Origin of the sequence: Acinetobacter sp. GWC1_38_13, assembly GCF_001767535.1 — a bacterium.
GTDB lineage: Bacteria > Pseudomonadota > Gammaproteobacteria > Pseudomonadales > Moraxellaceae > Acinetobacter > Acinetobacter junii.
Genome location: NZ_MELG01000131.1, coordinates 46,608 through 72,057 on the forward strand (window position 1 = coordinate 46,608; position 25,450 = coordinate 72,057).

Annotated in this window: 24 protein-coding genes; 7 read left to right on the plus strand and 17 right to left on the minus strand. The window is 39.5% G+C overall.

Annotated features, from left to right (window positions below; translation table 11 throughout):
- Positions 1-71 precede the first annotated feature (71 nt).
- Positions 72-488, plus strand: a complete 417-nt coding sequence (locus A2003_RS14480) for a DNA polymerase III subunit chi (protein ID WP_004917037.1) — start codon at positions 72-74, stop codon at positions 486-488.
- Positions 489-522: 34 nt separating this feature from the next.
- Positions 523-1,149 (plus strand): cell division protein BlhA, encoded by a 627-nt coding sequence (gene blhA, locus A2003_RS14485; protein WP_151690836.1) that lies wholly within the window; start codon positions 523-525, stop codon positions 1,147-1,149.
- A 33-nt stretch (positions 1,150-1,182) separates the two neighbouring features.
- On the opposite strand, the gene A2003_RS14490 is transcribed toward blhA, so the two are convergent.
- From A2003_RS14490 to glnK, 7 genes are all read right to left on the minus strand, one after another.
- Complete coding sequence (locus A2003_RS14490) at positions 1,183-1,842, minus strand: riboflavin synthase (RefSeq protein WP_099949332.1); 660 nt, start codon at positions 1,840-1,842, stop codon at positions 1,183-1,185.
- A gap of 149 nt (positions 1,843-1,991) precedes the next feature.
- On the minus strand, positions 1,992-2,831 hold the full coding sequence (locus tag A2003_RS14495; protein ID WP_286687548.1) for an MIP/aquaporin family protein: 840 nt from the start codon (positions 2,829-2,831) through the stop codon (positions 1,992-1,994).
- Positions 2,832-3,173: 342 nt separating this feature from the next.
- Positions 3,174-4,466, minus strand: a complete 1,293-nt coding sequence (locus tag A2003_RS14500) for a DNA adenine methylase (RefSeq protein WP_004917048.1) — start codon at positions 4,464-4,466, stop codon at positions 3,174-3,176.
- Positions 4,463-5,563, minus strand: coding sequence for a bifunctional diaminohydroxyphosphoribosylaminopyrimidine deaminase/5-amino-6-(5-phosphoribosylamino)uracil reductase RibD (gene ribD, locus A2003_RS14505; protein WP_004958479.1), 1,101 nt, complete (start codon positions 5,561-5,563; stop codon positions 4,463-4,465). The genes A2003_RS14500 and ribD overlap by 4 nt, the downstream gene beginning before the upstream one ends.
- Positions 5,564-5,575: 12 nt before the next feature.
- Positions 5,576-6,040 (minus strand): transcriptional regulator NrdR, encoded by a 465-nt coding sequence (gene nrdR / locus A2003_RS14510; RefSeq protein WP_004957298.1) that lies wholly within the window; start codon positions 6,038-6,040, stop codon positions 5,576-5,578.
- A 170-nt stretch (positions 6,041-6,210) separates the two neighbouring features.
- On the minus strand, positions 6,211-7,623 hold the full coding sequence (locus A2003_RS14515) for an ammonium transporter (RefSeq protein WP_004917056.1): 1,413 nt from the start codon (positions 7,621-7,623) through the stop codon (positions 6,211-6,213).
- 67 nt (positions 7,624-7,690) lie between these two features.
- A complete protein-coding gene (gene glnK, locus A2003_RS14520; RefSeq protein WP_000780326.1) occupies positions 7,691-8,029 on the minus strand; it encodes a P-II family nitrogen regulator in 339 nt (112 codons plus the stop codon).
- 275 nt (positions 8,030-8,304) lie between these two features.
- Between glnK and A2003_RS14525 the strand changes: the two genes are divergently transcribed.
- Together A2003_RS14525 and A2003_RS14530 are read left to right on the plus strand one after the other, a co-directional pair.
- The gene (locus tag A2003_RS14525) at positions 8,305-8,532 is read left to right on the plus strand and encodes an accessory factor UbiK family protein (RefSeq protein WP_004917059.1); all 228 of its coding nucleotides are present in this window, start codon (positions 8,305-8,307) and stop codon (positions 8,530-8,532) included.
- A 69-nt stretch (positions 8,533-8,601) separates the two neighbouring features.
- Entirely contained in the window at positions 8,602-10,089 is a 1,488-nt protein-coding gene (locus A2003_RS14530) for a YifB family Mg chelatase-like AAA ATPase (protein WP_286687549.1), read from the plus strand.
- A gap of 35 nt (positions 10,090-10,124) precedes the next feature.
- Here the strand turns inward: A2003_RS14530 and A2003_RS14535 are convergent, their stop codons facing one another.
- Entirely contained in the window at positions 10,125-10,913 is a 789-nt protein-coding gene (locus A2003_RS14535) for a TorF family putative porin (RefSeq protein ID WP_004957280.1), read from the minus strand.
- 345 nt (positions 10,914-11,258) lie between these two features.
- Entirely contained in the window at positions 11,259-12,029 is a 771-nt protein-coding gene (locus A2003_RS14540) for a TorF family putative porin (protein WP_004917065.1), read from the minus strand.
- Between the two features lie 740 nt (positions 12,030-12,769).
- Here A2003_RS14540 and A2003_RS14545 point away from each other — a divergent pair.
- Positions 12,770-14,095, plus strand: coding sequence for an OprD family outer membrane porin (locus A2003_RS14545; protein WP_125297267.1), 1,326 nt, complete (start codon positions 12,770-12,772; stop codon positions 14,093-14,095).
- Between the two features lie 106 nt (positions 14,096-14,201).
- Here A2003_RS14545 and ppa read toward each other — a convergent pair whose 3' ends face one another.
- Together ppa and A2003_RS14555 are read right to left on the minus strand one after the other, a co-directional pair.
- Positions 14,202-14,729: an inorganic diphosphatase gene (gene ppa, locus A2003_RS14550; RefSeq protein WP_004957263.1), complete on the minus strand. Its 528-nt coding sequence runs from the start codon at positions 14,727-14,729 to the stop codon at positions 14,202-14,204.
- Between the two features lie 115 nt (positions 14,730-14,844).
- Positions 14,845-15,243, minus strand: a complete 399-nt coding sequence (locus tag A2003_RS14555) for an MAPEG family protein (RefSeq protein WP_004957262.1) — start codon at positions 15,241-15,243, stop codon at positions 14,845-14,847.
- 144 nt (positions 15,244-15,387) lie between these two features.
- Here A2003_RS14555 and A2003_RS14560 point away from each other — a divergent pair, with 144 nt between their 5' ends.
- On the plus strand, positions 15,388-15,780 hold the full coding sequence (locus A2003_RS14560) for a hypothetical protein (protein ID WP_004958447.1): 393 nt from the start codon (positions 15,388-15,390) through the stop codon (positions 15,778-15,780).
- Positions 15,781-15,870: 90 nt separating this feature from the next.
- On the opposite strand, the gene A2003_RS14565 is transcribed toward A2003_RS14560, so the two are convergent.
- The 5 genes from A2003_RS14565 to A2003_RS14585 form a co-directional block, all read right to left on the minus strand.
- A complete protein-coding gene (locus A2003_RS14565; RefSeq protein ID WP_004957258.1) occupies positions 15,871-17,550 on the minus strand; it encodes a long-chain-fatty-acid--CoA ligase in 1,680 nt (559 codons plus the stop codon).
- 155 nt (positions 17,551-17,705) lie between these two features.
- Positions 17,706-19,925 carry a DNA topoisomerase IV subunit A gene (parC, locus tag A2003_RS14570; RefSeq protein ID WP_004917083.1) on the minus strand — a complete coding sequence of 740 codons (2,220 nt, stop codon included), beginning with the start codon at positions 19,923-19,925 and terminating at the stop codon, positions 17,706-17,708.
- A 414-nt stretch (positions 19,926-20,339) separates the two neighbouring features.
- Complete coding sequence (locus A2003_RS14575; protein WP_286687550.1) at positions 20,340-20,984, minus strand: trimeric intracellular cation channel family protein; 645 nt, start codon at positions 20,982-20,984, stop codon at positions 20,340-20,342.
- Positions 20,985-21,036: 52 nt separating this feature from the next.
- Positions 21,037-21,519, minus strand: coding sequence for a YchJ family protein (locus A2003_RS14580; RefSeq protein WP_125297270.1), 483 nt, complete (start codon positions 21,517-21,519; stop codon positions 21,037-21,039).
- Positions 21,520-21,617: 98 nt separating this feature from the next.
- On the minus strand, positions 21,618-23,192 hold the full coding sequence (locus tag A2003_RS14585) for a TerC family protein (RefSeq protein ID WP_004917094.1): 1,575 nt from the start codon (positions 23,190-23,192) through the stop codon (positions 21,618-21,620).
- Between the two features lie 327 nt (positions 23,193-23,519).
- Here A2003_RS14585 and A2003_RS14590 point away from each other — a divergent pair, with 327 nt between their 5' ends.
- Positions 23,520-24,140: an LOG family protein gene (locus A2003_RS14590; protein WP_004917099.1), complete on the plus strand. Its 621-nt coding sequence runs from the start codon at positions 23,520-23,522 to the stop codon at positions 24,138-24,140.
- Positions 24,141-24,192: 52 nt separating this feature from the next.
- Here A2003_RS14590 and A2003_RS14595 read toward each other — a convergent pair.
- A partial coding sequence (locus tag A2003_RS14595; RefSeq protein ID WP_286687551.1) for a choice-of-anchor I family protein occupies positions 24,193-25,450 on the minus strand: 1,258 nt, incomplete at its 5' end.

Below are 25,450 nucleotides of genomic sequence, written 5' to 3' on the forward strand. Positions count from 1 at the left end.
ATTTGAGCATATTGATGTATTCGCTAGTGAATACATCAACCCAACCATAAAAAACAGATATGTGTAATTAGATGTCAACTCAAGCTCAAATTAGTTTTTATCTATTTGAAAATAGTACTGAGCGACAAGTTGAAAGTGCTTGTCGTTTATGCCGAAAAATTTTGAACCAACATCCTAAAGTGTGGTGGTATTGCGATAATGCAGAAATGCAGAACGAACTTGATGAGAAGCTTTGGACTTTTGATCCAACAAGTTTTATCCCCCATGGGATTCATTTAGAAAATAGTGCCGTATGTATTTCAGAAGAATTACCATCATCCAATGATTGGATTGTCTTTAATTTTAACAATCATGCACTTGAACAAACTCAAGAATTTCGACACATTATCGAAATTATTGAAAATAATGAAATTGCGAAACAAATCGGTCGAGAAAAATTTAAAATGTATCGTCGTCTAGGTATAGCACCTCGAACATTTAAATTATAAATCCGAAATTAGAGCGTCATTCGAGGAGTGTCAGGTGGCATTAAATGTAGGTCAAGACTTTAAAAAACGTTGGTTAAACACGCCTGAAGCGGTTCGCCAAACGTATCAAGAAGATTTAGCTCGCATCTGTGATTTACTCCTGCCCCAAACACCCATCCAAACTTGGGTTCATCATGATGAACAAGCACAACGAAATTCTGCACAACGAATTGAAAAAGCATATGCTGATCTCAAAGCAGAATTAATCGAACAAGCAAGAATCCGTAAACAATTGGCTTTAGAAAAGGCGCTTGAAGAAAAACGAGCTGCTGAAGCAGCATATGCAGCACAGCTTCAAGCGGACGAAGAGCGTCAGTTCGAACAACAAACTGAACATTTAGCAGCATTACGTCATCATATTGACCAAGAAATTGCAGACCAAACTGAACGTTATCAAGTAAATCCAGAACAACCAAGTATTGATTATGCTCAAGCTCAACACATGGTCATTAAAGATGAGCAAATTCAATCTGAGCTTGAAAGTGTGCGTGTCCGACTGGAACTAGAAGCTGAAAGTATGATTGAACAAGCGGTCACAGTTTTTAGAGCAAAATTACATGCGATTGCGCAAGACGAAATAGAATACATTCTCAAAAATAGTCAATTTTCAGATAAAGAATAATAAAAAGCCCAGTTCAAACTGGGCTTTTTTGAATCATTTCAAGAAACCATTTTCGGCCAAAAATGCCATACTGATATTGGATTCAGTTTTCTGCTCAGCCGCCTTATCACCGAGTAGTAATCTTTCGATATAACGAGCCAACACATCAACTTCAAGATTGACTTTGCTTCCAACTTGCCAAGTTCCAATATTGGTACGTTCAGCCGTATGCGGGATCAAATTCAAACTCAAAATATTGCCGCGTAAATGGTTAATGGTCAGACTGATCCCATCAACTGTCACAGAACCTTTTTCTGCCAAATATTTGGCTAATTCAACAGGTGCAGTCACTTCAAAATACAATGAACGAGCATCATGGCGGACTAAAGTAATTTCACCCAAGCCATCAACATGACCACTGACAATGTGCCCACCAAAACGAGTCGTTGGCAGCATTGCCTTTTCGACATTCACCGCTTGACCAACTTTCCACTGCCCCAATGTCGTACGATTCAAACTTTCACGGGAAACATCAGCCGCATACCAATTATCGCCCCATTCGATCACCGTCAAACAGATACCATTGGTTGCAATCGAATCCCCCAAATGCACATCCGACATATCCAGATCAGTTTGAATACGTAAACGAACATCGCCGCCCACACTTTGTAAGCTCTCAACCTTACCTAAACTTTCAATAATGCCTGTAAACATGGGAGTTTCAACCTATCTTTATGCAATACGCGCCATAGTCAATGAGATACCTTAAAGCAAAGAACTTGAGATAACAAGCCACTCAGAGTTCAAATCATCAGAGATAAAAAAGGTAGTCATTTGACTACCTTTGAACAATTCGATGAAGTTTATTGAAACTCAGAAATTTGTGAGTTCATCTTTTCTTTAACTTCGACTTGCTGATGTTTTAGAAATTGGCTAAAGAAAAATTTATAACCTAATACACCTAAACACGCACCTAAAATTGGTGCAAAAATAGGAACCATAAAATATGGAACATCACGACCACCAGTAAAAGCGACAGGTCCCCAGCCCATAAAGTAAGCAACCAACTTAGGACCAAAATCACGTGCAGGATTCATTGCAAACCCTGTTAATGGGCCAAAAGAAGCACCGATTACAGCGACAAGCAATCCGACCAAAATAGGTGCTAAAGCTCCACGTGGTAAGCCATTAGTATCATCACCAATCGCCATAATTAACCAAAGTAAAAGCATAGTGATAAACATTTCCACCATGAATGCTTGACCAATAGACAACAACGGATGTGGATAGGTTGCGAAAATCCCAGCTAACTCTAAACTTTCTACGCTGCCGCGGAGCATATGATGAGTCTGCTCATAGTCCAGAAATAAGTTACTGTATAAAGCATATACAAGGAATGCACCCAAGGCTGCACCAGCGACTTGTGAAATGATATAAAAAGGGACTTTACGTTTATCAAACCCAGCAAATAAAGCTAAAGCGATTGTAACCGCAGGATTGAGATGAGCACCTGAAATACCCGCTGATAAATAAACAGCTAGAGCAACTGCTAAACCCCAAACGATACTAATTTCCCATAAACCTAAGTTTGCTCCTGCAAGCTTAAGTGCAGCCACAACACCAATACCAAATGATAGAAATATTGCAGTAGCAAAAAACTCTGCGACACATTGACCCCATAAAGTAGGTTCCGAGTGACTCATAACAACCTCACTTGGTCATAGCCACTGATCAGCATGACCTTAAATCAAGCTCGGCAAAATATATTCATTTTCGAAAATGATCAATATTTTTAAGGTTCTTTTTAGACCAAAAAGTAAAATATTTTTCAAACAACAAAATCAACAAGTTCAAATGAAAATAATATAAGCTTCTGTTTTTGATTATTATTTATAAAATTAATAATTAAATATGAATTTATAAAAGTGCTTTATAACTCACATACAAAACAATAACTTAATCTAAATATTAGCTCTAATGATTAAAAAAGATAAAAAATATAAAAGCCCAGACACCATTTTATAAAAAATGATGTCTGCATGAACCTACCATAGTGCAAGTTGCGTGCTGTTGCCTGTTGTATCGACCCCGCCTAGCTCAGCGAAATGATAAAGCTGCCCTAATAGTTGTCTTAATGGAGGACCAGACTTAGCATGAGTATCTGTAATGACAATAAATTCAAGTACACGTGCACGTTCAGATTGGCGTTGTTTACTAACTCGATAGCGTGGAACATCTTGCGTCAGTAATGTTACTTTGCCGCGTTTTAAATTCGCTGTAAGTAAATCTTTAGGCTCGATATTTCCATCAGTTGAATAGCTTGTCAAAATATAACGTGCATTAATCGTTTCAAGTAACTTCTCATAAGCATCTTTGGCATGCTTCGAAGAGTTATAAGGGCTAGGACGCTCTTTACGCCATGCTCGATCAATACCACTCTTGAAGCCCTTTGTATCAGGTGATGGCAAGTCAACTTGATCCCACAAAGTCAAAGCATTTAAAACATGATAATTACTGCTGTAAGCATGCTGGTTGTAAGGAGGATCAAGATAAGCAACATCCACCTCAAAACCACTCATTTGATTTGCTAAATGCTGAGCATCTACACACCACATTTCAGCAGCAGGTCGTTTGCTATCACCAATTTCACAAAAGCGACTTGGGGTAAGCCACAATAAAGATTCAATACGTTCTAGTGCAGTTTGAGTTCGCCCACCCCACCCTTGATGGAAACTCTTGAATACACCACTGGTATTACTCACAAAACTGGCTGAATAAAGTAATGGCGCCAACAAAGCACTCATCTCGACATCATTGATTGCACCTTGAGCTTGCCATGTCGCAATCTGTTGTCGAATTGCGTCTATACGCATGCCATTGCGGCGTTTAAAGAACAATCGATCACGGGAAGGATCGTAAATATCATCATTGCGCGGGCATAAATTATGGGTCACCCAGCCTTTGACTTCAGGGAGCCTGTTTAAGTAATCAATCGCCTTTTGATAACCACCCAACTCTTTGAAAGCTGGTGCATCCACACAAGCTAAAATGGCATGATTGAGTGCATGACTATAGGGCTCCCAATCATTAGCAATCACACGATACCCATTTTGGCGGGCTAAACGAGAAACAACACCACTCCCTGCAAAAAAATCCGCAAAAATCGGTGGGTTCTTCTTTTTACTATTCAGAGTACCTGTAATCTCAAGCGCTTCTAAAATCAAATGTAGAAGTCGACGCTTATTCCCGAGATATGGAACTAACTGATGAAAAAGATACTCGTCAGTGGTACGTGCTGCATGACGACGTTTGTGATAAACCGATGGTTCTGGATTCATATCATCTCTTGGATAGGGAGCAATCTCAGGCGAATATCTTGCCCAAGTTGGGTTACATCGACCAACTCAAAACGAAGTTGCTCTGCCATTTTGCTAAACTTAGCGTTGAACATTGGACGGGCAGATTGACCAAGTAAAGTAGGTGCAACATAACTAATCATTTCATCAACCAAACCTTGTTCTAAAAAGGCGGTTGATAAGGTTGCACCCGCCTCTACCAACACATCATAAATTTGATATTGCTGAGTGAGGGTTTGCAATAATTGATTCAATGGTTGCGGCGCTAATTGTATCACGCCTAAATCGGCAAGTTCTTGACGAAATGGTGTCATCACCATGACAGTTTCAGGATTTTGTAAAATCTTGGCACTCAGGGGTAACTGTCCCTGACGATCTAAAATAATTCGTTTAGGTTGTACAACCGAGCTGAGATCAATCCCGTCTAAGGAACGGACATTGAGTTCACAATCATCTGCCAGAACGGTCTGAATACCTGTAATCACAGCAGCGGAGATGGCTCGCCAATGTTGTACATCTTGACGTGCTGCTGTTCCAGTAATCCATTTCGATTCACCAGATGCCATCGCAGTCCGCCCATCTAAGCTAGATGCAATTTTCAAACGTACATAAGGTAAACCTGTCGACATCGCTTTTAAGAAGCCAAAATTTAAAGTTTTGGCTTCTTCATCACAAATCCCAGTTTCCACTTCTATGCCTGCATCTTGCAAGATTTTGACACCTTTACCAGCCACTAGAGGATTTGGATCAGAACAAGCAACGACAACCTTTTTGACTTGAGCTTTTACTAAGGCTTCCGCGCAAGGTGGTGTCCGACCAAAATGGGCACACGGCTCTAAAGTCACATATGCCGTGGCATCTTTGGCATTTTCTCCAGCTTGTCGAAGTGCAAATACTTCTGCGTGTGGCTGACCTGCTTTGGGATGAAAACCCTCACCTATGATTTTTCCATCTTTAACAATAACGCAACCCACATTTGGATTTGGTTTAGTCGAATACTGACCACGTCGTGCTAAATCAATAGCCTGTTGCATCCAGTACTGATTTTCAGAAAGATGATCTTGGATTAAATCGGACATGATTTCCCTAACTTAAGCTTCGTTTTCACGTTGTTGCATTTGCTCGATTTGACGACGAAATGCCTCTACATCTTGGAAATCCTGATATACAGAAGCGAAACGAACATACGCCACATGATCCAATGCAAACAAAGCCTGCATGACAATTTCGCCAATGGTTCTAGATTTGACATCGCGTTCACCGAGACGACGAATTTGGGATTGAATGTCGCTCAGCACTGTCTCAATTTGCTCTTGAGTCACAGGTCGCTTCTGCAAAGCGTGCATCAGAGAGCGACGGAGTTTTGCTTCATCAAAAGGCTCACTTTTCGCATCTGATTTAATAACCCGCGGCATTACCATTTCATAACTTTCGAAAGTTGTAAAACGCTCACCACACACCACACATTCACGACGGCGACGAATCTGACTACCTTCGGCAGCCAAACGGGAATCGATAACTTTACTATCAGCGGCGTTACAAAATGGACAATGCATAGTTGTGCAATTAGTTATTCACGTCAACCAAGTGTATCAAAGTTTCAGCTATTGCTAAACAGAGAGCCACAATAGCGCATCAGTACAACCAAAAGTATATAAACGCTTCTTCATAGACATAAAAAAACAGCCCTTACGGGCTGCTTTTTTATCGATATTCGAAAGATCAATTATTCGATACGTTCGCCATGTTGGCTAAGGTCAAGACCCATACGTTCATCATCAGCGCTTACACGAATACCAATCACAAGATCAATCACTTTAAGGATAATGAAAGTCACAACACCACTATATACGATTGTTGCTAATACACCTTCAATTTGAACCCAAAGTTGGCCAGCGAATGTCGGAGCAAGTACAACACCAGCAGCTTTAATGATTTCATCACTGTAGAAGATACCTGTCAGTACTGCACCTACGATACCACCAACAGCGTGTAAACCGAATGCATCCAAAGCATCATCAGCTTTAAGTAAGCGTTTCAGTGCAGTAATACCCCAGAAACATACTACGCCACCGATCAGACCCATGATCAATGCACCACCTACACCAACGAAACCAGCAGCAGGAGTGATTACAACAAGACCAGCCACCGCACCAGATGCACCACCAAGAACAGAAGCTTTACCACGGATTAGACGTTCTACAAGTAACCAAGAGAATGCAGCAGCGGCAGCAGCAACTTGAGTTACCAAGATTGCCATACTTGCACGAGCACCCGCACCTAATGCGCTACCACCATTGAAACCGAACCAACCTACCCAAATCAAGCTCGCGCCGATTACAGTTAAAGTAAGGTTATGTGGCGCCATAGATTCACGACCAAGACCTGTACGTTTACCTAACATGTATGCAGCAACTAGACCCGCAACACCCGCGTTGATATGTACAACAGTACCACCAGCAAAGTCTAAAGCACCTGCTTTGAATAACCAGCCGTCTGCAGCCCAAACCCAGTGAGTAATTGGAGCGTAAACGAGGATGACCCAGATTGCGATGAATGCCATGAACGCAGAATATTTCATACGATCAGCAATAGAACCACTGATAATTGCCACAGTGATGATCGCAAACGTCATTTGGAAAATTACAAATAAGCTTTCAGGAATCGTTCCACTCAGCGCATCAAAAGCAACGCCATTTAACATCGCCTTCGCCAAGTCACCAACATAGGCACCTGAACCAGAGAATGCGAGAGAATAACCAACAATCACCCAAATCAAGCTCACAAGAATTGCAGCTGAAAGGCTGAACATCATGGTACTAAGTACGTTTTTCTTACGAACCATACCACCATAAAACAGCGCTAAACCTGGAATAGTCATTAACAGAACAAGTGCTGTTGAAACAAGGATCCAAGCGGTATCACCTGTATCTGCTGTTGGTGTCTCTTCAGGTGCTGGAGCAGCCTCTGCAGGAGCGGTAGTTTCAGCAACAACAGTCGTTACTGTTTCAGCGACGGTATCAGATGCTGCTACAGTTTGTTCTGTTGCTGGTGTTGAAGCAGCTTCTTCTGCCCAAACAACAGCCGAACCACCTAAGAGTGCGCCAGATAGACTGAGCGCCATAAGCATTTTTTTCATTCGTGTCCCCCAACCTTATTTTGTGAGCTATTTCTCTTATTTCTAACTCAGCAAACTTTATGCCAATTTAGACAGCATCTGGCCCTGTTTCACCAGTACGAATACGGATGACTTGTTCTAAATTCGTAACAAAGATTTTTCCGTCACCAATTTTTCCAGTGCTTGCGACACGAGTGATTGATTCGATTACGGCATCAACCATTTCATCGCTAATCGCAATTTCAATCTTCACTTTTGGTAAAAAATCAACCACATACTCTGCACCACGGTACAATTCTGTGTGACCTTTTTGACGCCCGAAACCTTTGACTTCAGTTACGGTAATCCCTTGAACACCAATATCAGAGAGCGCTTCACGCACGTCGTCTAATTTGAATGGTTTTACAATTGCAGTTACAAGCTTCATGTTTGTTTTCCTTCGGCTTATTTTCACCAGTAAGGTTTTATGTTCAATTTTCGTGCCAATATTTAAAGGTTGGGGATTTTTAAATATCAGGCACAAGCTTTCTTTATAACCTATTTAGCCTTGAAGATGTAGATATTCAATCGAAAATAAGTTTCATTTGCCTACGTTTAGCGAAAACAAGTCTCCAGTCATCCAACGTTCAACAACAAGTCTAGAGGATTCAGACAAGCAGTGTTACACTGAGCAGCAAATATACATAACTCATTGAGCTCATTATGATTGAAACTCTTTTACAAGCGATTTTGCAGCAAATTGATCAACCTAAAAAAGATTTAGAAAAGAACCTCCGCGCATTATTAAATGAAAGCATCGAGAAGCTCGATCTTGTTTCCAAACAAGAACTAGATCGTCAAAGAACTGCCCTCAATTTAGCCAACCAACGTCTTACTGAGTTACAACAACAGATGAAAGCTCTTGAAGAAATGGTGCAGAACAAAAAATAAGCACCTTTTCAGTGCAATTTGCACATTTAAATGATTAAAAATAAAGCACCACAATGGAACAATAATAAAATGTCTTTTGCAAAAATTTATACAAGGGGATTATTGGGGCTACATGCCCCTCAAATCGAGGTCGAAGTTCATATTAGTTCTGGCCTACCGTCTTTAACCATCGTGGGTTTACCTGAAGCAGCCGTCCGAGAAAGTAAAGATCGCGTTCGATCTGCAATAATTAATAGTGGTTTTCTTTTCCCAACCAAACGCTTAACCATCAATTTAGCACCCGCAGACTTGCCCAAAGATGGGTCACGACTTGACCTGCCAATTGCTTTAGGGATTTTAATCGCTTCAGGTCAGCTTCCTGAAAATTGTACGGAAGGATTTGAATTTATTGGCGAACTTGCTTTGGATGGTCATTTACGTCCAACTTCAGGGGCATTAACTATTGCTATGGCTTGTCAGCAAGCTAAGCATCATTTAGTTCTTCCAGAATCAAATGTGGACGAGGCAAATCAACTAGAAGACTTTCAAGTTTATCCTGCCAAACATTTACAAGATGTATGTGCACATTTTTCGGGCAGTAGCCAAATAAAAGCCGCACCACAACGATCTATTTCATCATTATCACAATATCAATATGATCTTGCCGATGTTAAAGGTCAACTTCGTCCTCGCCGAGCATTAGAAATTGCGGCTGCAGGAGGTCATTCATTACTCTTTAAGGGACCACCTGGCACTGGAAAAACATTACTTGCATCTCGACTGCCTTCAATTTTACCCCCTTTGAATGCTCAAGAAAATTTAGAGGTTGCTAGTATCTATTCCGTAGCAAATGCTCAACATCATTTCGGTCAGCGCCCTTTTCGTGCACCTCACCATACAGCATCTGCGATCGCTTTGGTTGGTGGAGGCTCTCAACCAAAACCTGGGGAAATTACGCTTGCTCATCGCGGCGTTTTGTTTTTAGATGAATTACCTGAATTCGACCGCAAAGTGCTTGAAGTTCTGCGCCAACCTTTAGAGTCTAAAGAAATCGTAATTTCTCGCGCGGCGAGACAAATGACCTTCCCTGCAAATTTTCAGTTTATCGCTGCAATGAATCCATGCCCTTGTGGATATGCATTTAATCAAGATAGTCGTTGTCAGTGTTCGCCTGAAAGTATCCAACGTTATCAAAATCGAATTTCAGGTCCACTTTTGGATCGAATTGATCTGCATATCGATGTTCCCCCCTTGCAAGCTCATGAGCTACAAGACCGAAAACCCTCAGAAAACTCTGAAACTGTTCGTCATCGAGTGATAAAAGCATATCAGCAACAAATCAAAAGACAGCAATGCTTAAACCAAGCGCTTTCACCCCAACTTTTGGATCAACATGCTCGTTTTGACGAGGGATCTGCAAAAATTATTGAAATAGCACAACAAAGATTAAATCTATCGGCCCGTGCTTATCATCGGGTACTTCGCGTTGCAAGAACGATTGCTGACTTAGCTGAGAGTGAGATGATTTCTAGCTCACATTTAACAGAAGCCTTGTCTTATCGAGGTAGCAATAGCTAAAAAGCGACCTAATGGTCGCTTTTTTCTCAAATCAGTTAGAACGCATAACCTAAAGCTAAAACAACTTTGTTTTTCTGTTTAGTTTCATCACGCGTATAACCGCCAAAAATGTAATCTAGACTCCACGTTGCACCAGTTTCACCCAAAGGATGCGATAAACCTAGTGTAGCGTGTCGGAATGCAAAATCTGTTTTGGTGACATCACCTGGTTTTGCTTGATAAGCCAAGTACTCATCATCATCACCATAATAATAAGCCGCAACTTGTGCTTTACCTGTAAATCCGCCAGCTAATTTAGGTGCATAAGTTGCCAAGAAATAGGTGTCACCTTTATTACCAAAAGTCACATTATTTAATAATGTCTGAGCAGTAATATTAAAGTCTTTGTAGCTCAGCCCGACAATTGTTTCATAACCCGTTGATTCCCAGCCTGGATAGTAATAATAAACAGTCCCACCAATTTGATAGCCCAAATCTTCTGTGATTTTTCCTTTGTATCCTGCATACAAATCATTTTCAAATGACTTCTTTTCTTCCTTCACGTCTGTAGGTGAGGTATTAAAATCTGCATAAGCAGCTGTCAATGTTGAAAACCAATAACCCAAATAAAAACCACTATCATGTGCATAATCAAGTCCACCTTGCACCGCAGGTGTATCACTTTCAGGTGAGTTGGTCATACCACGCAAGTTATAACTAGACACAACATTGATATTGCCTGTGATCGTACCTGGAAATGGAAGTTTTTTTTCTTCTGCCATAGTGAGTGTCGAAGCGAATGTAGCGACCCCTAAAGCAACAGCTTGAACTGCAAACTTCATCATATTGATTGCCCCTTTTTATTTACATTTTAATGATTTAGGTCTTAAAGTGAATCAATAGATATTTTGCAAATGCCATGCCATTATTAACAACAATACAAAATTTAATAAATTATTATAAAACAATTATTTAGATAAAAATCAGCATGATTGTTTTTTAGAATAATTAAGTTGCAAAATTAATGATCGAATACCTAACCAAACTGGAGCAAAAAGCGTTCATTCTGGCGCAGTGATGCACGTAATACTTAACTCAATTTCAAACAATCAAATTGATTAAAAATAAAATGACTAAAGATAAAAAAGCCAGCAAATTGCTGGCTTTCAAAGCATCAATCAATTACATGATTAGAATGTTTTGTTTAATGTAAATACTGCACCTGTTTCAACACCACGTTTATATGGTTGAGCATTTGCATCAATGTTTGTTCCTACAGCAGCAAGTTCAGCTGACAAACCAGGTACTGATTTCACGCTATAAGTTACACCGACTTTCCAATCGACATAGTTATCGTCTTCACTACCGTTGTCGCTAAAGTCGTAATCATCAGCTTTAGTATAACCAACGCTAGCTACACCACCAAAACCAGTGTCAGCGAAAGGCACAGTATAAGTTGCATTTAAATACCACGCATCTTCTTCTAAACCAAAGAAGTCGTTGGTGTAGTTAACAGCAGCTAAAAGACTGTCACCAGAAGCAATAACACTGCTGAATCCTAATTTAGCGTATAATTCAAGCCAGTTAAAATCTGAAGCACTTGGATAACCGTAATACCATAAACCAACATCTAATTTTGGCTTACCAGCAAATGGTAATTCAGTTGCATAACCTACATATGGGTCTAACTCCAAATGTGGATCAGCAGAACCAAAATTTACATTTGAACCCCATACCCCTGCATACAAACCAGAAGAATGAGATAAAGCAAAACCACCTTGTAATGCTGGATCACTTTGAGTTTGTGTCATACCACGATAACGGTAGTCTGTAGTTAAAGCAGCATTACCAGAAAAGCTAAGGCCATACTGAGATAAAGTATTTGTTTCTTCGGCCATAGCAAAAGTCGAAGTCACAGCAAAAATACTCAACGCGATCGCTTTACATGCAAATTTCATCATATTGATCTCCCCCATGATGGATATTCGACTGATTTATGTTTTAAGTTGCATCATTTTGTAATTAGCAATTGCTGTGCCAACTTTTAGAAATGCTTGCTAAATCTAGCTTCTGTTCAATAAGAGTGCTATCGACGCCATTTGGCTGTGCTGAAATATTATTTTTTCTTTAATAAGGTTCATTTTTCTGAACTATTAAGAAGAACTGCCATTGTTGCGCCTAAAAAATGCACAAAAATAATGCAATTCAATTTAATAAAAAGTGCTGTTCTCCTTAAATAACAATCAAATATGTTGATATAGCCTGAATCGCCCCCTAAAAGTGCACAGATAAAACTTAAATCTGCCTGAAAATAATGGTGCGTTTTTGTACAGCAAAAAATGTCATTCGTCGGGATGTAATTTTTTGCAAATCAGTCGAATAGCTTTTGATCAAAGAAAAAATAAATCATTAAAATAAAAGAGAAAAAATAGAAACAAATCACGTATTTTAAATGCATTAAGCTAAAAAATAATCAATATATTTTACGATTAAAATAAAACAATATATTAATAAAAATCAATATATTAATTTAAATATGATTTAATTTTAAACGATAATTAAATCATAAAATGTTAGCTTAATTTTGTGTAAAAATGATTAAAATAATTTAATAAAAATCTATATTTTTTATGTATAACTTATACAATTGGTCAAAATTTCTATTTGATCGAAATTGATCTTATTTATTATGAGGCCACCTATGCCAAAGGCAAAGAAACTAACATTAGCGGTTTTGATTAATGCCGCATTGATCTCCTCAACATATGCAAGCGAACAAAGCGAAGCTAAAGGTTTTGTTGAGGATGCAAATGGTTCAGTATTGTTCCGCACAGGCTTTTTAAATCGTGATAAAAAAGACGGTTTAACAAATGATACAAGCTCAACAGCGCAAACTGCCATTTTTGATCTTCAATCAGGCTTTACAAAGGGTGTTGTTGGCTTTGGTGTTGGCCTAGTAGGTGATGCATCTTTCAAGCTTGGTGCGAATAATAATACGGGTAATCAAATGATTCCTGTAGATGATCGTGGATTTGCTTATGATCATTGGGCTCGTGGTGGTGCCAATGTGAAAGCACGTATTTCCAACACAACCGTGACTTATGGTACACAGGTGTCAACACTTCCTGTCATGGCAAGTAATCAAGCCCGTTTAGTGCCTGAGTATTACACAGGTGTTTTCATTCAAAGTAATGAAATTCCAAATCTAAATGTGGTTGCAGGTAAATTCACAAAAAACCAAATGTCAAACCAAATTAGTACCGATAAAGATGTGACAGGTCAAGGGCTTGATCGTGCAGTAGTTTGGGGTGCTAAATATAAATTTAATGATCAACTCAATTCATCGTATTATGGCTTAGATGTTCAAGATAAGTTAGAACGTCATTATGCTAATGTAAACTTTACCCAAAGCTTAAAAGACAAGAGTACCTTAACACTTGATGCCATGGGTTATCATACAAAATGGGATAAAGATGCACTCACTGATTCACATACCACAGATGATCTAGCAAACCGTAAAAACTCGATTTGGGCTGTTTCAGTGGGCTATGGCAAAGATGTACATAATGTCATGCTTTCTTATCAAGATAACACAGGTAATACTGGATATGACTATGGCTATAATGCTGATGGTTTACAAAGTATCTGTGTCCCTAATTCCTATTTAGGTGACTTTAATGGTAATGATGAAAAATCTGTCGGGCTACAATATAACTACAACTTCAAAAATCACGGTTTACCTGGTCTAAACTGGACAACTGCATTTGTTTATGGTTGGGATATTGATATCGCTAAAATAACAGATCGCTCAAAAATCATTGACCAAGCCGAAGAACATGAGTTCTTTAACCAAGTCAAATATACAGTTCAAACAGGTGCATTGAAAGATGCAAGCCTACGTGTTCGCTATTCTTACTTACGTTCAAGTGATACCTATAATAATGTTTCTGGTCAATATGTCAGCAATGTCATTGGCTCAACCAATGAATGGCGTTTGTTCCTTGATATTCCTGTGAAACTGTTCTAATTCACAGCTTTATTTAAGTCATAAAAAAACCTCCATTCAATTGAATGGAGGTTTTTTTATCAGCTAGACTTTAAATCATAAAATCTAGCTGAATCTACTCAGAAAATTACTTCTTAGCAGCTTCGATTGCTTTCAATACTTCAGCCTTAGCAACATCTGCACTTTCCCAACCGCTAATTTTTACCCATTTGCCTGGCTCTAAATCTTTGTAATGTGCAAAGAAATGCTCAACTTGGCTAATCAATAATGGCGGAAGATCCGTATATTCTTTAACATCTTTGTATAGTGGAGATAACTTTTCGTGTGGAACCGCGATAAGTTTCGCATCGATACCACCATCATCTTCCATATTTAATTTACCAACTGGACGGCAACGAATCACAGAACCAGCAGCAACAGGATGTGGAGTTACAACAAGAACGTCTAATGGGTCACCATCTTCAGATAATGTATTTGGCACATAACCGTAGTTCGCAGGGTAAAACATTGCTGTACCCATAAAACGATCTACAAATAACGCATCAGAATCTTTATCGATTTCGTATTTGATAGGTGCTGCATTTGCAGGAATTTCAATGATGACATAAATGTCGTTTGGTGCGTCTTTACCCGCAGGAATATTGCTATAACTCATATCAACACTCGTTTATATTGGTGAACTTAGATGTAAATCCGAGAGATTATAACGTGAATACAATGAAAATGATGCTAGAAAACCATCAGCTAGAGAATTTTCTATTTTATTTACCTTAAGTCATTTTGACAGTAATCACAAAAAGGAGAATCGGACAAAGTAGCGAAAAAAACCAAATGATCGAACGCAAAGTCGCTAAATTCGCTAGATAACAAATACCGTAAATCACGCGACAAACGATATAAGCCCAACCTAAAGTCATAATAAATTTTTCAGGTACCACCATATATTCAGCCATTAAAATAGCCGCAATAAACAAAGGTAAGCTTTCAAAACTATTTTGCTGTACAGCATTGGCACGTGCGGCCAAACCTGTCGTTTTAGCTAGAAATTCACGCGGATTCTGATTATCTTTTGCTTGAAAACCACCCTTCGATTTTGCAATCAAGGTGAAAACATAGGGCAACAGACACGCGACGATAATAATCAATATAATGCCGCCAATACCTTGCATGCTCACATCCGTCACTTGAAATTCTTTTGATCATGCTATCATAATCTAAAATTTATTTAATTTTCATTTGTGTATATTCGACAAATCTCTCAAGTTTATATGCCATCCACTTGTAACTCATTTTTAGTTTTCTAGGGTTAGACTATGCAACATCCAGATCAAAAAGAAATGTTTGAAGTACTTGCACAGCAACGACAACATCAAGTCCTCGTAGATCGTGTATTGAAAGTCGTGCTGCCAATCATGGCATTTTTGCTTAGCGTAATTTGTGCAAACTTGAACTGGCAATCAACTCTAGGGACCTTTGTTATACTGACGATTGCCTTCTATGCTGTTGGGATTAAGCGTTTAACGCTTTGGCATTGGTTGAGTATTATTGTTGCTTACGCCGTAGCAGATAATTACTTTAGTTTTAATGGGATTGATCCTACTCGTCTACGTTTCCAACTTGCCACAATGGTTGTATTTGTCGGGATTGTCGGCATCGGTCGACCGTATATTGATCGCTGGTTAATGAAGTCGAATAACTCTAAATAAACCCAAATAAAAAACGCCGCGATTGCGGCGTTTTTCTAGCTCCCCCTTTTTTAAGGGTGAGCTGGTTATAGCAGTGTAAAGGTTGGTTGCTTAAGCAGGTTTACGTAAATCTTTACGTAAGATTTTACCTACGTTTGATTTTGGTAAGTCATCCATAAACTCAACATAACGAGGGCATTTGTAACCTGTTAAGTTTTGTTTTGCATAAGCCAAGATTTCTTCAGTCGTTAATGACTGATCTTTTTTCACGATGAATAGTTTTGGCACTTCACCTGATTTTTCATCAGGTACACCAATCGCAGCAACTTCCAATACTTTAGGATGTTTTGCAATCACTTCTTCGATTTCACTTGGATAAACGTTAAAGCCTGAAACCAAGATCATATCTTTCTTACGGTCTACAATCTTGAAGTAACCACGTGTATCCATGATACCGACGTCACCAGTACGGAAGAAACCATCTTTAGTCATCACTTTTTCAGTTTCGTCAGGACGGTTCCAATAACCTTTCATGACTTGAGGACCACGGATTGAAATCTCTCCCTGTTCGCCTTGTGCCACTTCGTTACCATCATCATCAAGCAATACAACTTCTGTTAATGGCAATGGAATACCGATTGTGCCACTAAACTCAGTTGTTGCTGGTGGGTTTGCAGTTGCAACTGGTGAAGTTTCAGATAAACCATAACCTTCGATAATGATCGTACCTGTTACTTTCTTCCAAGCAGCAGCAGTTGAAGGCAATACAGCCATACCACCACCCATTGCCATCTTAAGATTGCTATGGTCAAGTTGTTTAAACTCTTCATTGTTCACTAAAGCATTAAATAATGTATTTACTGCTGGGAAGAATGAAGGTTTGTATTTGCGTAATTCACCAACAACAGCTGGTAAGTCACGTGGGTTAGGAATCAAGATATTCGCTTGACCTTTGTACATACCGTAAAGTGCACACACCATGAATGCAAAGATGTGATAAAGCGGTAAAGCACATACGATACGGTCATCTTTAGCACCATCACCCGTACCGAATTTACTTGAGAAAATTCCGTCACACTGCAATAAGTTTGATACAAGGTTGCGATGAGTTAATTCAGCACCTTTTGAAACACCTGTTGTACCACCTGTGTACTGAAGTACAGCAGTGTCACTCAAGGTTAAGCTTGGACGCTTATAATTGCTTGGGCTCACTTTGTTTAATGCAGTATTAAACTTCACATGACCTGGAATGTTCCAAGCAGGAATTTGCTTACGCACTTTACGTAAAACGAAGTTAACGATCGTACCTTTTAAGGTCCCCAACATATCGCCAACAGTTGCTACTACAACATGCTTCACAGGCGTTTTACCAATAATGCTTTGGTATACACTTGCAAAGTTTTCAATGATCACAAGAGCTTCCGCGCCTGAGTCATTTAATTGATGCTCAAGTTCGCGTGCTGTGTAAAGTGGATTCACATTTACCAGTACTAAGCCTGCACGGAATACACCTAAAGCAACCACTGGGTATTGGAATACGTTAGGCATCATCACCGCAACGCGTGATCCTTTTGCCAAACCCAGGCTTTGTAAATATGTTGCGAATTTACGACTAGCGACTTCTAATTCATTATACGTTAAAACTTTATCCATAAAGATAAAGGCATCACGTGAACCAAATTTTTGGAAATTGCGTTCAAAAATATCAACAAGTGAGGTGTTTTCAGCAGGCAGTGCAACTGTTTCTGGAATTCCTGTCTTTTGGTATTCAGCAAACCAAATCTTTTCCATAATGCCATTATCTCCGAGTGTAATCCTTAAAATGTAACAACGTTACTTTCCATGGCAAAACATTTTTTTTAACTTTTTGAATTGCCTTAGTCAATCTATTCACACAAGATGAATATATTTCATATATAACGTATTTGTGTCGCAGAATACTAGCCTTATCTCTGAATGAGGAGTCTATTTGCTTTTTGATATCCCCGTGGTAAAAGTTGCCCCTTTGTTGCTCTTTTTCCTATATATTTTTGGAGATCATCCCCTTTCAGTTTTAGATGTTGTTGTCCTGCAGCGACTTGGATTATTTCATCTAAATTCAAGGTTGTCATGGATAAAATTTGCTCTTTTTCATCAAGTTGTATCAACTTGTTACCTTTACCTTTATTCAGCACAGGTAACTCAGTCAAATCAACGATAAGTAACCTACCCGCAGAACTTAAGATTGCAACATGTGTCGCTTGCTGAATTGGCAACAATGGTAATGCCGTCGCTTTATCTGCCACAGTCAAGAAGGATTTACCTGCCTTAGCATTGGTATCAAGTTGAGCTGCTTGTGTTTTGAAGCCGTAACCATTTGAACTCACGGCAAGCAATTCACTCGCATCATCTTCAATAAAGACTTGAATAAATGACACACCACTGGCTGGTGCAAGTTTAGAACTTAAAGGCTCACCCAATCCACGTGCCGATGGCAAACTACTGATCGGTAAAGCATAGCTTCGACCTGTTTCATCCAAGAAATACACCCGCTGATTGGTCTTTCCAACTGCATGGCTGAGATATTGATCGCCAGCACGATAGTTTAAGTTCGCAGCATCGACATCACCGCCTTTGGCAGCTCTCACCCAACCTGCTTCGGATAAAACAACCGTCACCGTTTCCGCAGGCATTAAGTCCTGCTCTTTAATTTGTACAGCATCAGCACGAGTAACGATAGGTGAACGGCGATCATCACCGAACTTTTTAGCATCTTCTTTTAATTCATTAATGATTAAATTCTTCAATGATTCTGGGTTTGCCAATTGCTCACGAATAATCGCAGCTTTCGCTTCTAACTCTTCCTGCTCACGACGAATTTCCATTTCTTCAAGCTTGGCGAGGTGACGAAGCTTTAACTCTAAAATGGCTTCCGCTTGAATGTCATCAATCCCAAAGTGCTGCATCAACACTGGTTTTGGTTGATCTTCCTCACGAATAATTCGAATCACAGTATCAATATCGAGATAAGCAATTAAAAGACCTGCCAAGATATGCAGTCGTTTTTCGATTTTATTTAAATGGTATTGAAGACGACGTGTCACCGTTTGCTTACGAATTTCAATCCATTCCAACAAAATACGGCGAATCGATTTAACTTGCGGACGACCATCCGCGCCAATCATGTTCAGATTGACGCGATAGCTAGATTCCAAATCCGTCGTAGCAAATAAGTGACTCATTACCGTTTCTGCATCGACACGGTTAGAGCGCAGTACAATCACCAAACGTGTTGGGTTTTGATGATCCGATTCATCTCGTACATCACTGACCAAAGGCAATTTCTTAGCGATCATTTGATCAGCGATTTGAGTAATCACTTTGGAACCTGAAACTTGATACGGTAGTTCAGTGATTACGATTTCATTTTTATCAATGGTATATACCGCACGCATACGATAACTACCACGACCTGTGGTTTGAATTTTTAATAATTCTTCAGGTGGGGTAATAATTTCTGCTTTAGTCGGTAAATCTGGTGCAGGAATGTATTCTGCTAATTTTTCATCTGTGGTTTCAGGATTGCGAATCAATGCAATCGTACCTTTTACCACTTCACGTAAGTTATGAGGCGGAATGTCAGTCGCCATCCCCACCGCAATTCCTGTGGTGCCATTCAGCAAAATATTGGGAATACGTGCAGGTAAAGTAATTGGTTCTTTCATCGAACCATCAAAGTTATCTTGCCATTCGCTGGTGCCCTGTCCTAGTTCACTCAGCAATAATTCACTATAAGCGGACAGTTTAGCTTCGGTATATCGCATCGCAGCGAAGGATTTAGGATCGTCTGGTGAACCCCAGTTGCCTTGACCTTCGATCAAAGGATAACGATAACTAAATGGCTGAGCCATCAACACCATCGCTTCATAACATGCTGAGTCACCATGTGGATGGTATTTACCCAGTACATCACCGACAGTACGTGCAGATTTCTTTGGCTTACCTGTTGATTTTAAACCTAACTCACTCATCGCATATACGATACGGCGCTGTACAGGTTTTAAACCATCACTGATATGTGGCAATGCACGATCCATGATCACGTACATGGCATAGTTTAAATAAGCTTGTTCTGTGAATTCAGCTACGGAACGGTTTTCGGTTGCATGATGTGCAAGGCTGGTCATTTCAGCAAGTCATCCAAAATCATTGTTATCGTCAATGCTTTGTATGCTATGTGGATGAAAGCGTTGTGACAAGCCCTTGTTGTTGTTTAAACGTCAAATGCTGTCTTACAAGAGATGTTATTTCTTAAATACAATCTGAAAAATTATGAGACAAATAAACATAATATTCGGAATAAGATAATTCAGTCGATCTTGTTGAATATTTCTTAGTAATTTGAACAATCCCACAGTCACTCCGAATAAAAGGAGATCATGCAGAATGTTTAAAACATCTAACTGAAACTTATACTGCGCCAGAAAATATACAATCACCAAGATAAGAAAAAGCTTGTTACTTTTATAAAAATCTTTCTTATCAAACTCGATATCATTCATTTTAATTTATCTCAAAGCATCGCATATACAGCTAGTCAATCAATGCTCATCTGTAGACGAAGCAGATTCTGCATCATCTTCTTTATAAATAAATTTCGGCATTTCTAAGCCAAAATAAATCGCGATCAAACGTAAAGTAAAACCAAAAACCAAAGTGAAAATAACGGTCAAATCATGTGGCAAACCAACCTCTAAGCAGACCCAATAACAGATCACAGCAACAAAGGAGATGCTGGCATATAGCTCACGGCGGAAAACTAAAGGCACGTCATTACACAGAATATCACGCAGAATACCACCTGATGCTCCTGTCAAAACTCCTGCAACGGCTGAGACGACAAAACCGTGCCCCATCGACAACGCAATTTGGCAACCAATAATGGTAAAACCAATTAAACCTAAAGCATCAAGTACCAAGAAGATATTGCGTAAATGCTTCATCCATTTGGCAATAATAATCGTGACAAATGCAGCACAACACGTCAGTACCAAATACTCAGGATGCTTCACCCAAGTTAAAGGATAATGCCCTAACAACACATCTCGAACTGAACCACCACCCAAAGCTGTCACACAGGCAATCAGTGTCACACCGAACCAGTCCATACTACGACGTCCCGCTGACAGAGCTCCTGTCATTGCTTCTGCAGTAATGGCAATAATGTAAATAACGGTGAGCAACATCTGCCTACATCCTTCAATCAGGCATAAAAGTGTGCGCTATTTTAAGACAAACTTAGATGAATTGTGCACAACATTGTTTAAATTTTTTCCCCGAACCACAAATACACGGTTGTTTCATGGTGACTTGCATATTCAAGGTTGGATCAAGAAAATACCAACGCTGCTGATGTAAAACAAAATGTGAAATTTCATGATGTATATGCTGCTGTTTTGCATCCTGATTTTGATCACAATAATGGGCTTTAAACTCGACTAAGGCATGGGTTTTATCAAGTTTAGGCTGGTGTTGTAACACTTCTAATTTCAACCATTGATTGGACTGACTCCAATCTGCAATTGCCACACGATCAAGCATAGACTGTTGACCTAAAGCAGTCGTTTCAACAATATAATCTATTTTTTGCAAGGCAAATGCGCTATAGCGTGAACGCATCAACTGCTCTGCATGTTCAGCAAATTGTTGTTTTAGATGCAAAGGCTGACAACAATTTATGTATAAACCTTGTCCGCAAGGGCAATTCTCTAACACAGTCATTTTTCATTCTCAAAAATAAAAACCCTGAGAAAATCATAATGTGATTGCTCTACATATTAGATTTTGCTCAGGGACTTAAAGCAACTCAACAAATCGAATTACTTTTCAGATGTTTTGTCTTTTGCAATGATGCGCACTTTTTCAATCTTGTGCCCATCCATCGTCACCACCTCAAAGCGATGACCATCGGCTTCGATCATTTCACCATTTTCAGGCAAACGTCCTAAATGGAAAAGAATATAACCCGACAAAGTTGAATATTCTTCACTTTCATCAACTAAGTCCTTACCGAGTAACAATGACACATGGCGAATATCGGTCGATCCTTCTAACAACATCGAACCGTCTTCTAAGCTTGCCGCCGCAGCTTCGAGTTCATCCTCATCAGGGAACTCACCAGCAATCGCTTCAAGCACATCAATTGGAGTTGCAATACCCTCAATTGAACCATATTCATTGAGTACAATCGCCATTTGCAAAGGTGCTTGACGTAATTGCTCCATCACCATCAACACTTGCGCATTTTCATGAACAATCAAAGGTTCTCTAATATGTTTTGTGAAATCAATTGAGCCTGTTTCAATATATTCATTTAACACTTTATGGGTGAGAACAATACCTTCAATATTATCCAACTCACCACGCGCAATAATTAAACGTGAGTGGGTCATTGCCATTAAGCGCTGTTTTAACTCTTCAGGATCAGAATCTAAATCTAACCACTCTAACTCTGGACGAGGTGTCATGACCGATTTAACAGGTCGTTCCGACAATCCCAGTACACCTTGTACAAGTACGCTATGGTAAACACCATTATCTTCGTCAAAGACTTCTTTGGCATAAGCTTGAGTTGCTAAAACATCTTCCGCTTCTTTGTTTTGACCATCATTTTTGCCGCCCAACATACGCAACACTGCTGAAGCAGTGCGATAGCGCAAGTCAGTCGTTGTCACAAGTTTTTCTTGGTTACGACGCATAGTTTGGTTGACCATTTCAACCAAAACAGAGAATCCGATCGCTGCGTATAAATAGCCTTTCGGAATATGGAAACCAAAGCCTTCAACGACTAAGGAGAAACCAATCATCATCAAGAAACCGAGACACAGAATCACAACGGTTGGGTGTTTGTTGACGAACTCCATCAAAGGACGTGCTGCCAACAACATGATACCAATCGCAATCGTCACCGCGATCATCATCACTGAAAGGTCTTTGACCATACCCACAGCGGTGATTACACTATCAAGTGAGAATACCGCATCAAGTACAACGATCTGTACAACCACCATCCAGAATGCCGCATGAACTGGATTTTCTTCTTTTAAGGTCTGCTTACCTTCAATTCGCTCATGTAATTCCATTGTTCCTTTAAACAATAAGAACACACCACCGAACAACAGAATCAAATCTCGCCCTGAGAAAGGATGATCGAACACATGGAAAAGCGGTTGGGTTAAAGTGACCACCCAAGCGATAGATGCCAACAAAACCAAACGCATTAATAATGCGAGAATTAAACCTATTCTACGAGCAGCAGCACGTTGTTCTGGCGGTAATTTTTCCGCCAAAATCGCAATAAAAACAAGGTTATCAATACCTAATACGATTTCCAATACGACTAGAGTCGCCAAACCAACCCATGCAGAAGGGTCAGACATCCATTCGAAGATCATTGACGAGACTCCTCTGCAAAATTGGCAGCAAGGTATTGGAGTTTAAATTTTAAAAGGCCAGCATTAGCAGCCAAAACATTTTTCTTAGGAAATAAAAACAAAGCGGAGCGACAACAACCACTACTCATAGAGGTACATAAATTAATAAAAGGATTTTCAGTATAGGCAAGATCGTAGTGAAATTCACCTTTTTTATGTGGATGTTTCTTACAAATTCTTTCTAAGTATTGCCAAAAGAGATTGTATGTAAAATGTGCATAAAACTGTCATAAAAGTGATTTAGCCTAGACAACTAGAATGAAAATGATAAGGTGAAAAATAAACGAAATGAATAGTGTACTAAGAATGACTGAGAAAAGAACAACACCTCTCCCAAAAACAACTCAAGCTTTAATTGCGCTATATTGTGGTTCACGTACAGGTAATAAACCAATCTACCGCGATAAAGCGATTGAACTCGCACAGCATGTCGCTGATCAAGGCTTTGGCATCGTATATGGCGGTGCCAGTATTGGTCTAATGGGACAAGTCGCAGATACAGTTTTAGAACATGGTGGCGAAGTCGTTGGCGTAATTCCTGAGTTCATGCTGGATTATGAAATTGCTCATAGTAAACTCACCGAGTTACACGTCGTAGAGACCATGCATGAACGTAAAGCGTTAATGGCTGAGCGTGCTAGTGCCTTTATTGCTCTGCCAGGTGGCTTGGGAACTTTTGAAGAAATTCTAGAAATTGCGACTTGGGGACAACTCAATCAGCATCAAAAACCAATGATTATTTATAACGTCAATCGTTTCTATGATGCACTGATTGCTCAACTTGATTATGCAGTAGAAGAAGGATTTCTTCCCCCTCAACATCGTGCCAAAGTGATTATTTGTGAAACCACTGAACAAATTTCCAATGTAATTAAAAATTTGGATGCACCGACCCATATTGAAGTTTGATGTATTTTGATCAAAAAAAAGCGGATCTATTGATCCGCTTTTTTATAACTTGTTACTGAACATTCACTTGATAAATTGCAGTAGAGCCACTCACTTCATTTCCGACAACCAATAAGGGCTTACCATTTGGTGAGTCTTTGGCAGCGATAAAGATCAAACCTTCTGGTCCTAAATCACCTTGCTTGGCACTATCCGTTTCCACAAAATTACGAGTCGTGAAATATTCAACAAATTTAGCCTGCATTGGTGTAGTAATGTCATATACCATCACGCCACTCATTCGCTCTAAACCAATAAATGCAAAGGTCTTCGCACCAATCGTGCCCAGTGTAATACCTTCAGGTTCAGGACCTTTATTATCACTACGATCATCTAAACTAACGGCTTCATGATCGGTATTAAAATAATTTGGAAACAGTTCAGAAATTTTCTTCTCAAACTCACTTCCTGAATCCCATACTAGCTGTCCTTGGGTATTCCAAATACTAAATGAACGTGCGCCATAGGCATACAATTTATCGTAAATTAATCGTCCATTTGCATCTAGCTTTGGTGATCCATCCGGATTGGTTTGATATCCCATATTCCATGCGATATTTAAACGGCCTAAATTACCATCTTTACGACAATCTCCTGCTTCGGTTGCTGTCGCACCACAATAGGCAAATGTAACAGGATTAAGTTTAGCTCCTTTCACACCATTTGCGATCTTTTGTAAATGGGCAGGATAATCACCTTCCGCATTGAAGCCTTTACTGTTAAATAAATGCTTCATACGAATATTTTCAACATAACCTTGAGCTAAGTTACCCGCAAAATAGGCATCTTCATCTTTTAACCATTCACGGCTATCCCCTTCATTGGCTGTGACCAAATAGGTTTGTCCATTCACTTGATAATTCGCAATCGAGTCTGGCTGATACATACCCACTAAACCAGTCCAAGTTTTGATATCTATCTTGCTGTCTCTATCACTGACATCCAGTTCATTACCCATTACGCCATGATCTTTATAGCCCAATGGATAAATATCGGTAACTTTCTGCTGAGCAATATCAATTCGTGCAATCGCATTATTTTCTTGTAATGTCACCCATGCCGTTTTGCTGTCACCTGAAATGGTAATGTATTCAGGTTCTAAGTCTTGAGCAACCGTAGCATTTGGTCCAAAAATACGCACACCTTTTGACATGAGATCTGCCTTTTGGCTATTCCAAGCTCTAAAATCAGCAATACTCGCTTTAGGTTGTTTGATATCTTGAATATCAATAATACTGACCGAACCTTCAGGATCAATCGAATAATCATCA